The 12,073-nt window shown below is 62.8% G+C and carries 14 protein-coding genes and 1 pseudogene; 7 read left to right on the forward strand and 8 right to left on the reverse strand.

The genetic code is table 11. The features are described from left to right. Window positions 1-45 precede the first annotated feature (45 nt). Genes C380_RS19325 through C380_RS19350 form a run of 6 tightly spaced genes read right to left on the reverse strand, consistent with a single transcriptional unit; the run spans window position 46 to window position 5,289 of the window. Window positions 46-786 carry an ABC transporter ATP-binding protein gene (locus tag C380_RS19325; RefSeq protein ID WP_015015531.1) on the reverse strand — a complete coding sequence of 247 codons (741 nt, stop codon included), beginning with the start codon at window positions 784-786 and terminating at the stop codon, window positions 46-48. Continuing rightward, window positions 770-1,618, reverse strand: coding sequence for an ABC transporter ATP-binding protein (locus tag C380_RS19330; RefSeq protein WP_015015532.1), 849 nt, complete (start codon window positions 1,616-1,618; stop codon window positions 770-772). The genes C380_RS19325 and C380_RS19330 overlap by 17 nt, the downstream gene beginning before the upstream one ends. A gap of 5 nt (window positions 1,619-1,623) precedes the next feature. Then, window positions 1,624-2,595 carry a branched-chain amino acid ABC transporter permease gene (locus tag C380_RS19335; RefSeq protein WP_015015533.1) on the reverse strand — a complete coding sequence of 324 codons (972 nt, stop codon included), beginning with the start codon at window positions 2,593-2,595 and terminating at the stop codon, window positions 1,624-1,626. A 9-nt stretch (window positions 2,596-2,604) separates the two neighbouring features. After that, window positions 2,605-3,468, reverse strand: a complete 864-nt coding sequence (locus C380_RS19340) for a branched-chain amino acid ABC transporter permease (RefSeq protein WP_043566893.1) — start codon at window positions 3,466-3,468, stop codon at window positions 2,605-2,607. A gap of 16 nt (window positions 3,469-3,484) precedes the next feature. After that, window positions 3,485-4,012 carry a 3-isopropylmalate dehydratase gene (locus C380_RS19345; RefSeq protein ID WP_015015535.1) on the reverse strand — a complete coding sequence of 176 codons (528 nt, stop codon included), beginning with the start codon at window positions 4,010-4,012 and terminating at the stop codon, window positions 3,485-3,487. After that, window positions 4,009-5,289, reverse strand: coding sequence for an aconitase family protein (locus tag C380_RS19350; RefSeq protein WP_043565647.1), 1,281 nt, complete (start codon window positions 5,287-5,289; stop codon window positions 4,009-4,011). The genes C380_RS19345 and C380_RS19350 overlap by 4 nt, the downstream gene beginning before the upstream one ends. A gap of 135 nt (window positions 5,290-5,424) precedes the next feature. On the opposite strand from C380_RS19350, the pseudogene C380_RS25920 reads away from it, so the two are divergent. Both C380_RS25920 and C380_RS19355 read left to right on the forward strand, forming a co-directional pair. After that, window positions 5,425-5,646, forward strand: a pseudogene (locus C380_RS25920) (helix-turn-helix domain-containing protein); the annotation flags it as partial. 12 nt (window positions 5,647-5,658) lie between these two features. Then, window positions 5,659-6,258 carry an IclR family transcriptional regulator gene (locus C380_RS19355; RefSeq protein WP_238544127.1) on the forward strand — a complete coding sequence of 200 codons (600 nt, stop codon included), beginning with the start codon at window positions 5,659-5,661 and terminating at the stop codon, window positions 6,256-6,258. A gap of 13 nt (window positions 6,259-6,271) precedes the next feature. On the opposite strand, the gene C380_RS19360 is transcribed toward C380_RS19355, so the two are convergent. After that, a complete protein-coding gene (locus tag C380_RS19360; protein WP_043566898.1) occupies window positions 6,272-7,534 on the reverse strand; it encodes a putative Na+/H+ antiporter in 1,263 nt (420 codons plus the stop codon). Between the two features lie 221 nt (window positions 7,535-7,755). Between C380_RS19360 and C380_RS19365 the strand changes: the two genes are divergently transcribed. Beyond that, window positions 7,756-8,244, forward strand: coding sequence for a DUF3429 domain-containing protein (locus tag C380_RS19365; protein WP_015015539.1), 489 nt, complete (start codon window positions 7,756-7,758; stop codon window positions 8,242-8,244). 67 nt (window positions 8,245-8,311) lie between these two features. On the opposite strand, the gene C380_RS19370 is transcribed toward C380_RS19365, so the two are convergent. Beyond that, on the reverse strand, window positions 8,312-8,974 hold the full coding sequence (locus C380_RS19370; protein WP_015015540.1) for a cytochrome c: 663 nt from the start codon (window positions 8,972-8,974) through the stop codon (window positions 8,312-8,314). A gap of 106 nt (window positions 8,975-9,080) precedes the next feature. Here C380_RS19370 and C380_RS19375 point away from each other — a divergent pair, with 106 nt between their 5' ends. The 4 genes from C380_RS19375 to C380_RS19390 are packed head-to-tail and all read left to right on the forward strand — an operon-like array spanning window position 9,081 to window position 12,016. Further along, window positions 9,081-9,935: a MoxR family ATPase gene (locus C380_RS19375; protein ID WP_015015541.1), complete on the forward strand. Its 855-nt coding sequence runs from the start codon at window positions 9,081-9,083 to the stop codon at window positions 9,933-9,935. Continuing rightward, a complete protein-coding gene (locus C380_RS19380) occupies window positions 9,936-10,187 on the forward strand; it encodes a hypothetical protein (protein WP_015015542.1) in 252 nt (83 codons plus the stop codon). It begins immediately after the preceding gene. A gap of 20 nt (window positions 10,188-10,207) precedes the next feature. Beyond that, window positions 10,208-10,804, forward strand: a complete 597-nt coding sequence (locus C380_RS19385; RefSeq protein WP_015015543.1) for a GNAT family N-acetyltransferase — start codon at window positions 10,208-10,210, stop codon at window positions 10,802-10,804. Window positions 10,805-10,828: 24 nt separating this feature from the next. After that, window positions 10,829-12,016 carry a VWA domain-containing protein gene (locus C380_RS19390; protein WP_015015544.1) on the forward strand — a complete coding sequence of 396 codons (1,188 nt, stop codon included), beginning with the start codon at window positions 10,829-10,831 and terminating at the stop codon, window positions 12,014-12,016. Window positions 12,017-12,073: the final 57 nt, after the last annotated feature.

A 12,073-nucleotide genomic window follows, 5' to 3' on the forward strand; every position in this document is an offset into this window, starting at 1 on the left:
TGGGAAGGGAACATGGGGAAAGGAATAGGGAGGTGTGGGTTGGCGTCAGCCCCCCAGGTAGGCGCGGCGGATGTCTTCATTGCCCGCCAGTTCGGCAGCGGGCCCTTGCATCACCACGCGGCCGGTCTCAATGACGTAGCCTTCATCGGAGATGTCGAGCGCAATGTCGGCGTCCTGCTCCACGATCAGCAGCGTGAGGTTTTCGCGGTCGCGGATGTCGCGCAGCGTTTCGAAGATGGCGTCCTTCAGGATGGGCGCAACGCCCATGGATGGTTCGTCCAGCATCAGCAGGCGTGGCTTGGCCAGCAGACCCCGGGCAATGGCCAGCATCTGCTGCTCGCCGCCGGACAGGGTTCCGGCACGCGATGTGATGCGCTCCTTGAGCCGGGGGAAATAGCCCAGCACACGGTCGATGTCATCGCGTACCTCGGCGGCGGGACGGGTGTACCCGCCCAGTACCAGGTTGTCGCGCACCGTAAGCTGCGCAAACACCATGCGGCCTTGCGGCACATGGGCAATGCCGCGGCGCACCAGTGCTTCGGCAGGCACGTTGGCAATGGACTGGCCATCATAAATGGCCTGCCCCTCGCTGACCGGCAACAGGCCCGAGAGCGCACGCATCAACGTGGTCTTGCCGGCCCCATTGGCGCCCAGCACACACACGATGCGGGCCTGAGGCACACGCAGGCTGACGCCGTGTAGCGCGCGGATCTTTCCGTAGCCCGCGCTCAGGTTGTCCACGCTCAGCAGTGCCGGTGCACTGGATGTCTCAACGCCGTTTGCCACTCTTGCCTCCTCCGAGATACGCCTCGACCACGGCGGGATGGTTTTCGATTTCTCTGGGTGTGCCCTGTGCCAGAAACGCGCCGTTGTGCATGACAGTGATCGTGTCCGAGATGGACATTACCAGCGGCATGCTGTGCTCGATGAGCAGCAGCGTCGCTTGCGTGCTGGCCTGCAGCCGCTTGAGCGTTTCACCCAGGGCATCGATCTCGCGGTTGTTCATGCCCGCAGCGGGCTCGTCCAGCAACATCAGGCGCGGCTCCAGCGCCATGGCACGGGCCAGCTCCACCAGCTTTTGCGTGCCATAGGGCAGGTCGCGCACCACGGCGTGGGCATGGGCTTGCAGGTTGAGCTTTTCGAGCACGGTCTCGACGCGCTCACGTTCTGCACGCTCCTCGCGGCGCTGGCGCGGCAGGCCCAGCAAAGCCTCCACCAGCGTGGCGCGCATCGCCATCGAGCGGGCGATCAGCACGTTGTCGAACACCGTGAGTTCCGCAAAAAGCTCCAGGTTCTGGAACGTGCGGGCAATGCCCAGTCGCGCCACCTGGTGGGCCTTGCAACCCAGCAGCTCCACTTCACCCGCGGGTGTGCGATACCGCATAGCGCCTTGCTGGGGCGTGTAGAAGCGACTGATGCAGTTGAGCATCGTCGTCTTGCCTGCGCCGTTGGGCCCGATCAATGCATGTACCGTGCCGGGCATCACATCGAAACTCACATCCTGCACGGCCACGATGCCGCCGAACGCCATGCGCACACCCTTGATGCTGAGCAACGGCGTTGGTCGGCCGGATACTGCCGATACCGGCGCCTGCGACGGCAAGGTCTTGGCGTCCATTACCCTCATCGCACACCCCCGCTCTGCGCTGCATCCGCACCGGGCAGACGCTTTCGCTTGAAGAGGCTGGCCAGCCCATCGGGCAGGAACATCAACGCCAGGATCATGGCCACGCCGTACAGTGCGCGCTGGAACTGATCGAACCCGAGGTACGTGAGCAACTGCGGCGCGCCGATGACAAACACCGCGCCCAGCACTGAGCCCAGGATGGAACCCAGACCGCCCACGATGACCATCGAGACGAAGCTGATCGACACCATGATGCTGAAGAGCGATGGGTCGATAAAGCGCACCAGCGGCGCGTACAAAGCGCCTGACAGCCCGGTGTAGAAAGCGCAAACGCCAAACGCCACCAGCTTGAGCGCTGTGGTGTTCAGGCCCAGAGCGCGAGCGGCCGTCTCACTGCCCTTGATGGCCAGAAAGCCCCGCCCGAAGCGGCTGCGTGCCAGATTGCGCGCAATCCACAGCGCCCCCGCCAGCACGACGGCGGTGAACACGTGGTACGCGCGCTCGTCCAGCGCCCAATCAAACAAGGTGGGGCCAGGCGCGCCCATGCCGTTCTCACCGCCCGACATGTCACCGCTGGACTTGGCGATCTCTACCGAGATCATCACAAACCCCAGCGTGGCAATCGCCAGGAACACCTCTTCCAGTCGCAGCACGGGGAGCGCCAGCAGCAAGCCCACCACGGTGGCGATGCTGGCGGCAATGAACATCGACAGCACCAGAGGCACGCCAAAGTGCGTGGTGAGGATGGCCGAGCCATAGGCACCGATGCCGAAGAACACGGCACCCGCCATGGAGATCAGGTTGGTGTAGCCCGTGAGGATGTTGGTGCCGAACGAAGCCAGCGTGTAGATGATGACGAGCGTGAAGATGTACAGCACGTAGCCACCGGGCACCAGAGGCGCCAGCACGAAGGCCAGCACGAACAGCACCGGGCCGAGCCAGGGGTATGCGTCAAAGACTTTGGTCATGGCGGCTCCTTAGACCTTCTTGATCTGGGCGCGGGCCAGCAAACCGTGGGGACGCAGGATCAGGATGACCAGCATCACGATGAATGGCACGGCGTCCTTCCAGGCCGAGGACACGTAGGCGCCAGTGAGGTTTGACGACACACCAATGATCACGCCGCCCAGGAGCGCGCCTGGCATGCTGCCAATGCCACCCAGCACGGCAGCAGCGAACGCGAAGTGAAGTGCGTGCTGCATCATCGAAAAGTGCACGAAAGTCAGCGGCGCAATCAGCAAGCCCGCCGTAGCTGCGATCACGTGCGACAGCGCCCAAGCCAACGCATAGATGCGCTTGATCGGAATGCCCATGAGGCGCGCAGCCGTGGGGTTTTCCATCGTCGCCTGCATGGCGATACCCAGCCGCGTAAAGCGGAAGAACGCAAACAGCAGGGCGGCCAGCGTGGCGCACACGGCCACGATGCCCAGGTCGATGCCCGAAACGATCACGCCCCCGATGTCGATGGGCGCGGCCGGGAAGATGCTGGGCAGCTCCTGCGTGTCCTTGCCCCACACCCAGATGGCCAGGTCACCAAACACCAGGAACAGGCCCAGCGTGCAGATCGCAGACGACAGCAGCGCCTTGCCAATGAAGCGGCGGATGATGAACCGCTCGATCGCCATGCCCAGCGCTGCGCCAAAGAGCAACGTGAGCGGCACCACCGCCCACAGCGGCAGACCCAGCTTGAACAGGGTGTAGGCCACAAAGGCCGAGAGCATGGCCGCCTCACCATGCGCGAAGTTGAGGATGCCCGTCGCCTTGAACACCATCACGATGCCCAGAGCGATGAGCCCATAGATGGCGCCCAGGGCGACGCCGCTCACGATCATTTGCAACATATTGAGCCCTTGCGCGTCACGCTGCGGCAGCACGCTCGCGTGCCAGCCGGGCCTTGAGATAGGGCGTGAACCCACCCGCCTCGATGGTGGCGCGTTCGGTGGACGACCAGGGCTCGAACGGCAGTGTCTGCCCCGTGCGCTGGTTGACCACCACGCCGCGCTCCCAATCCACCTGCAGGGTGTCCCACCGCTGCGTCGCCGCACGGATGCCCGGGCAGGTGATCAGCGGGAACCCCATGCTGATCTCGCCCCGGAAGAAGCCGGGAGAGAACGACTCGGCAATCACGCCTGCCACGCCCAGGTGGCGCATGGCGCGCATGGCCGGGTAATGCGGGTGGCCATAGCCAAAGTTCTGCCCGCCTACCAGCAGATCGCCTTTGTTGACAGACTGGGCAAAGTCAGGGTCGTAGCTGGCCATGGTGACCGCTGCCAGCTCGTTGATGTCGGTGATCTTGATGTTCTTGATGCCAACGATCAGGTCGATGTCGTAGTCGTCTTCGGTAAAGATCCAGGCCGCGCGGCCGTGCAATGTGGGCAGGGTCATGCTGCGCTCCCTTCGGTGTTGGCGAGGTAGGGCCGGGGGTCGGTGATGCAGCCCTCCAGGGCCGATGCAGCCACCACCGCGGCGTTGCAGATGAAGATTTCGGAATCGGCACTGCCCATGCGGCCGGGCGTGTTGAGCGTGCCGGTGGAGACAGCGCGCTGGCCATCCGTCATGGTGGCGATGCGGCCATAGCAGTAGTCGCAGCTGGACGAGCTGATGAATGCACCTGCGTCCACCAGGGTGGAGATCAGGCCTTCGCTGGCGGCCTGCGACATGATGGCCTGCGAGGTGGGCACCACATGCAGCTGGAAGCCCGGCTTGATCTTGCGACCCTTGAGCACCTGCGCTGCAACGCGCAGATCCTCCAGCCGCCCGCTGGCGCAGCTGCCCAGATAGCCCATGTGCACTTCCAGGCCCGCGTATTCGGTCAGGTCCCGCGTGTTGGCGGGGCTGGGCGGCGCCACCACGATGGGGGCCAGATCGCTCACATCCACGGTCACGACACGGTCGTAGTGCGCGTCGGCATCAGGGTACACCGGGTCCAGAGCGATCTTGGCGCGGCCCTTGGCATATTCGAGCGTCTTGGCATCGGGCGCGATCAGCATCGTCGTCGCGCCCAGGAACATGGCCTGGCCGCAGATCGTCTGGCGGCCTTCGATGCTCATGGCGTCAATCACAGGGCCGCACAGCTCCACCACCTTGAAGCGGCAGGAAGAAGGCCCCATCACCCGCACCAGGTGGTGGAAGATGTCCCGCGCCATCACGCCGGGCTGCACTGTACCGGTGACTTCGATCTTGACGGTGCCGGGCACCACGAGCGCCATGCGCTCGGAGACAAAGGTCTCCAGCACGCTCTTGCGGGCGCCCATCGCCAGGGTACCAAACGCGCCCAACTGGCTCACATGCCCGTCAAAGTGCACTGCAAAGGCACCCGGCGTGGCGTAACCCAGCTCGGCCGACACCTGGTGGCCAATGCCTTCGCGCTCATGCACAGGCACACCCTGCTCCTTGCCCCAGGCGCGGGTGATCTTGTGGAGTTCTTCCTCCTTGGGAGCAGCGGCCGGGACCATGTGGTCGATGAACAGCACAAAGCGCTCAGGGCTCGGCACCTTGTCCACACCGAACTCCTCTTTGGCCTCCTTGAAGAACACATCGGTATAGCCCGGAAAGTCGTAGGCAATCACGAAATCCGGCCTTGCCAGGATCTCGTCACCCGCCCTGACGGCAGGCACTCCTGCAACCCGGGCGAGGATCTTTTCAGTCATCGTGTAAGACATGCGGCTTTACCCAGTTATCCACTATGTGGAAGTTGAACAAATCGTTTGATAACTTATTAAAAAATCAAACGGCGCTCAAACCCTCTGGGTAAACCCTATATTGCCCACTATGTGGATACAAACTACAAAGACATCATGAATAAAAATGCCATAGAAGTCCCCTTAGAGACAAAAGAACCGCCACATAGTGGAAACTCTAAAACAGGTACCCAAAGCATTGAACGGGTAGTACAGATGCTCCGCATCGTGGCGTCTCGTGGAAGGGGCGGGATGCGTATCGGCGAAATAGCAGCCACAAGCGGGCTGCCGCAATCGACCTGCTTTCGCATGCTTCATCGCTTGGAGGCAGAAGGTTTGTTGAACCGGGACATGCACACGCGCAAGTACTACCTGGGACCGCTGCTGTATGAGCTGGGCTTGCTCGCACGGCCCCGCTACCGACTGTCGGAACTGTGTGACGGCGCGCTGCAGAAGCTGGCCGAAGTGACGCAGGACACCATCTACCTGAGCGAACGCAGCGGATTGGAGGCGGTGTGCACCCACCGTGCACTGGGCGACTATCCGATCAAGTCGCTGGCGCTGGACGTGGGCATTCGCCGCCCTCTGGGCGTGGGAGCGGGCGGGTTAGCCATCCTGTGCGCACTTCCGCCGGATGAGGCCGAATCCATCATCGATGCCAACGCGCCCAAGTATGAGAAGTACGGGTTCGTCACAGCCCCCTACCTGCGCGAAGCGATCAAGGTGGGCCGCGACAAGGGGTACGCGTTTCTGGACAGCGTGGTCACCCCTGGCACAGCCGCCATTGGCATTGCCTTCCCCCCGGACAATCCCATCGCCGCCATCAGCGTGGCCGCCATTTCAGGAAGGCTCGAATCGCACCGGCGTGATGAGGTGGCCCGGCTGATGCGCCCTCAGATCCGATCCATCTGTGAAGCCATGACCAACCAGGCGGTGCTGGCTGATCGCTGACCGTCTCATAACACTACAGCACCCGAAACGCCGTCACCGCCACCAGCGTAGGCGGCAAGGCCCCCAGCAGCAGACCCAGCGGATTGATGACGCCGTCCGAGAATTTCTCCTTCAGGATGGATGCACCTGCCGGGTTGGGCGCATTGGCAATCACCGTCAGGCCGCCCCCCGTCACGGCGCCCGCCACCAGGGCCACCTTGAACTCGTCACTCAGACCTTCGACCAGCGAGCCCAGGTAGGTCAGCGCAGCGTTGTCGGTGAACGCGGTGAGTGCCGCGGCGCCAAAGAACACAGCGTTGGCATCCATCTTCATGAGCAGGGGCTGCAGCCACCATTGCTGCAGGCCGCCCAGCACCACCAGCCCAGCCAGGAAGAACGCCACCAGCAGCGCCTCGCGCAAGATCAGCGGGCTTTGGTAGCGCTGGTACGCCGTGGTGAACCCCATGAAGAACAGGAACAGGCCCAGGAACACGGCGGGATGGTGGGCAAACACCACCACCAGCACCAGGAAGGCAAGGTGCACGCCCGCCACGGTCCACGGCACGGGGGACTCGGAGACAGGGATCTTGCGGCCCATGTGGCCCAGCTGGTTGCGGAAGATCAGCATCGCGATGGCTGCATTGATGAGTACAGCCACTGCTGCCTTCCAGCCGAAGTTGGACAGCATGAACCCAATGTCCCAGTTCCACTTGGCAGCCACCATCAGGACGGGTGGCGCCGCAAAGGAAGTGAGCGTTCCACCAATCGAGATGTTCACGAACAGCACGCCGATGGTCGAATACTTGAGCCGGCTGGAGATGGGATGAGAGAACAGCGTGTCCCGCAGCATCAGCGCGGCCAGCGTCATGGCCGCCGGTTCGGTAATGAACGACCCGAGCAGAGGCACGAACGCCAGCACCACGAAGTACATGGCCATGCCGCGCTGCACCGGCAACAAGGCGGCAAGCGTCCGGACGAGGACCCCAGACAATTCCAGGATGGGCCGGGTCGCGGCGATCACCATGATCGCGAACACGAACAGCGGCTCGGTGAAATTGCGCGAGTCCAGGTAGGCCGTGGCTTCCTGCTTGCCGCTGATGGAGAACATGAACAGCATGAGCACCATCGCCCAAAAGCCGAAGACGACCTCTACCTCGCCCAGCAGATGCCAGATGCCCGCGTGCCGGGGCTGCGTGTGCGCAAGGTGCTCGAAATACTTGGTGGAGAAGGTGTGAAGAATGGCCAGGCCGAAAAGGACGGCACCAACCACCTGGATCAGGGTAGGGGATGAGTTCATGGGTCGCAGAAAAGCCGCGCGGCGGCCCGACCAGCGCATGAACCTGCCGGGCCACCATGGCGCCGACACCCAGCGAATATTTTAACTGGCGATACCGGGCTGCTTTGTAGGCATAGGGCTTGAGGCACCCGCGAAAAGACGGCTGGCTGGCACGCACAACCATGCATGGCACTCGGGAGTCTCACTTTCCAGACAATGCAGACACACATCTGGAGGCTTTCATGTCGACGCATATCCACACGCCCACACCACCTTTGCCTTCGCCCTCCTCCGCCCCTATCCCGCCGGCAGTGGCCTGGCTGGGCTACGGCGGCCTGCTGCCGTTCCTGGCGCTGGCAGCCGTGGGCCTGTGGTCACCCAGCGCACCGTGGTGGAGCGCAGCGCTGCTGGCCTACGGCGCGGTGATTCTGAGTTTTGTGGGCGCTCTGCACTGGGGCTTCGCCATGGCACAAAGCGGGCTGAGCGCCCCAGAGCGCACACGCTGCTTTGTATGGAGCGTGGTGCCATCGCTGATGGCCTGGCCTGCCATGTTATTGCCCCCTGTAGCAGGGTCGGTGCTGCTGATCGCAGGCTTTGCTGCGCACCTGGTGCAAGACCATCGGCTGGCTGCGCGTACCGCGCTTCCTGCGTGGTACTTGCCGCTGCGATGGCGCCTGACGGTCACGGCTTGCGTGTGTCTGGCGGTGGGGGCATGGGCCGCCAGTCGTTGACGATTCAGTCGCCCAGCAAAAAGCCCGCCGAAGCGGGCTTTTTTGTTGCGCTCAGCAAGACTGCTGATCAACGGAAGCGCGACTGGGGCACTGTGTGCAGGTCGCCGTCCAGGCTGCTCACGTAGTTGGCCAAAGCCTTCAGCTCGGCGTTGGTGAACTGCTTGGCCACACCGCCCATGATGGCGTTGCCACGACCCACGTTGGCGTTCTTCTCGACCTTGTAGGACTTGAGAGCGACGAACAGGTAATCAGCGTGCTGGCCAGCGATCTTGGGATAAGACGGGTCGATGGGCTTGGCGAAGTTGTCGCCGTGGCAAGACACGCAAGCGCCCTTCTTCAGCAGCTCGGCCACTTGCACGCTGGGTTCGCGCGCTGGCTTGGCAGGCAGCTCGGCGCCGGTCTTGCCGTGTTGTTCGTAATAGGCCGACACATCAGCGATGTCCTTCTCGGACAGCGACTCGGCGATGCCGCGCATGGTGGGGTGCTTGCGCTCACCCTTTTGGTAGGCGACCAGCGCTGCCGAAATGTACTTGGCGCTTTGGCCCGAGATCATGGGCACCTTGTGCACCTCCGGGAAGCTGGCTTGGTAGCCTGGAATGCCGTGGCACCCAATGCACATGGCAATCTTTTGCTTGCCGGATTCCACGTCGCCCTTGGCTTCCTGGGCGTGGGACAAGGCGGTCACGGAAGCGACAGCCAGGGCAAATAGCGTGGTCAACGTTTTGTTCATTTTGCGCGCACAATCTCGTGGAAGTTCAGCTCTGGGCTCTGATCAGCCGTTGATTATAGCCAGCGCCCTGTCAAGCCCATTCATCAACGATCCGGTGTTTTCCCCCATGAAATTCCAAGGCTCCCAGAACTACGTCGCCACCCAAGACCTGATGCTTGCCGTCAATGCCGCCATCACGCTGCAACGGCCGCTGCTGATCAAGGGCGAGCCCGGCACGGGCAAGACGATGCTGGCCGAGGAAGTGGCGCAGGCGCTGGACATGCCCCTGCTGCAGTGGCACATCAAGTCCACCACCAAGGCCCAGCAGGGCCTGTATGAATATGACGCAGTGAGTCGCTTGCGGGACAGCCAGCTCAACGATGGCGACAGCGCCGAGCGCGTGAAGAACATCCGCAACTACATCATCCAGGGCGTGCTGTGGCAGGCCTTCACGGCCGACCGCCCCGTAGCGCTGCTGATCGACGAGATCGACAAGGCCGACATCGAATTCCCGAACGACCTGCTGCGCGAAATCGACCGCATGGAGTTCTACTGCTACGAAACGCGCGAACTCATCAAGGCCAAGCACCGCCCGCTGGTGTTCATCACCTCGAACAACGAAAAGGAATTGCCCGACGCGTTTCTGCGCCGCTGCTTCTTCCACTTCATCAAGTTCCCCGAAGCCGACACCATGCGGCAGATCATCAACGTGCACTTCCCCACGCTCAAGAGCGAACTGCTCACCGTGGCGATGAAGACGTTCTATGACGTGCGCAACCTGCCCGGCCTGAAAAAGAAACCTTCGACCAGCGAGCTGATCGACTGGCTCAAGCTGCTGGTGGCCGAAGACATTCCGCTCACCGCCCTGCAAAGCGCCGACAACAAGGTGGCCGTGCCCCCGCTGGTGGGCGCGCTGCTCAAGAACGAACAGGACGTGAGCCTGTTTGAAAAGCTGGTGTTCATGAACCAGAGGAACCGCTGAGTGAGCTACAGCAACGGCCACGACAACACCCGCCAGCTGCTGGTCAACGGCGTTGCGGATGCCGTGGGCTTTGTGGGGGGTGCGCTACTGGGCTTCTGGCTCGGCCAGCTGCTCGGGCTCGACATTTTCGCGCCTGGCTACGGCACCGGCAGCCTGGTGGGAATCGCCCTCGTGGGTATCGGCGGCGGCCTGGGCCTGCATGGGGCTCGGCGCTGGCAGAACAGCCGCCGCAGCCAGCCATCCAAAGACTGATGATCAAAGGGTAGAGACCCATGGCTTTTGTAGAACCTGTCACGCTGCGGGATCGCGGCGTCCGCCTGGAGCCGCTGGCGCTGGCCCACGAAGACGGCTTGCGGGCCGCTGCTGCCGATGGCGAGCTGTGGAAGCTGCGCATCACCTCGGTGCCCGAGCCGCAGGACACCTCCGCGTACATCGAAGCCGCGCTCAAGATGCGCGAAGACGGCAACCGCTTTGCCTTTGCCGTGGTGGAAGATGCCACCGACAAAGTGCTCGGTTCCACCAGCTACCACGACATCGTGCCCGCCGTGAAACGCGTGGAAATCGGCTGGACTTGGTACCGCCACAGCGTGCAGCGCACCCACGTCAACACCACCGCCAAGCTGCTGATGATGGGCCACGCGTTCGACACGCTGGGCTGCCATGTGGTGGGCTGGCGCACCGACAACTACAACTTTGCGTCGCAACGCGCCATCGAACGCCTGGGCGCCAAGAAAGACGGCGTGCTGCGCGGCCACGCGCTGCGTCGCGACGGCACCATCCGCGATACGGTGATGTACAGCATGCGTGCTGGCGAATGGCCGGAGGCCAAGGCGCAGCTGCTATATCTTTTAGAGCGTCACGCGCAATAAACACTAGCGCTAGAGGCCCAAATCATGCTCATCGACTTCTTCTACACCCTGCGCTCGGCCAAGCTGCCCGTGTCGGTCAAGGAATACCTCACCCTGCTCGAAGCGCTGCAGGCCGGTGTGGTGGGCCCCAAGTCAGATGACGCGTGGAGCCTGGACGATTTCTACAACCTCTCGCGCCTCACGCTGGTCAAGGACGAGAAGCACTACGACAAGTTCGACCGGGCCTTCGGCGCCTACTTCAAGGGCGTCGAAATGGTGGCCGACTTCACCAAGCAGATCCCGGCCGACTGGCTGCGCAAGATCCTGGAGAACGAACTCACGCCCGAGCAGAAAGCCGCCATCGAGAAGATGGGCTGGGACGAACTCATGGAGACGCTGAAGAAGCGCCTCGAAGAACAGAAAGAACGCCACGAAGGCGGCAACAAGTGGATCGGCACCGGCGGCACCAGCCCGTTTGGGCACGGCGGCTACAACCCACAGGGCGTGCGCATTGGCGGCGCGGGCAAGAACAAGAGTGCCGTGAAGGTGTGGGAGCAGCGCGCCTACAAGGACTACGACGACCAGCAGGAGCTGGGCACACGCAACATCAAGGTGGCGCTGCGCCGCCTGCGCAAGTTTGCGCGCGAAGGGCATGAGCTGGAGCTGGACCTGCCCGACACCATCCGCAGCACGGCCGCCAACGCGGGCTACCTGGACATCAAGATGGTGCCCGAGCGGCACAACAACGTGAAGGTGCTGCTGCTGATGGACGTGGGCGGCACCATGGACGAACACGTTCAGCGCGTCGAGGAGCTGTTCAGCGCGGTCAAGAGCGAGTTCAAGCACCTGGAGTTCTATTACTTCCACAACTGCGTCTATGACTTCATGTGGAAGAACAACCGCCGCCGCTTTGCCGAGAAGTTCCCGACCTGGGACATCATCCGCAAGTACAACAAGGACTACAAGCTGATCTTTGTGGGCGACGCGACCATGAGCCCGTACGAGATCCTGCAGCCCGGCGGCAGCGTGGAATACAACAACGAAGAGCCGGGCGCGGAGTGGATCCAACGCCTCACGCACGCTTTCCCCAAGTTTGCGTGGATCAACCCCGAGCCCCAGGGCGTGTGGCAGTACCGCCAAAGCATCAGCATCATCCAGCAGCTGGTGGGCAACCGCATGTACCCGTTGTCGCTCAAGGGGCTGGAAGAGACGATGCGGCTGCTGTCCAAATAGGCGCCGCAGCACGGATTGATGCCTTGTGAGCATCTGTCCGACAGGGGGCGCTGCCGT

It is taken from the genome of Acidovorax sp. KKS102 (assembly GCF_000302535.1).
Classification (GTDB): domain Bacteria; phylum Pseudomonadota; class Gammaproteobacteria; order Burkholderiales; family Burkholderiaceae_C; genus Acidovorax.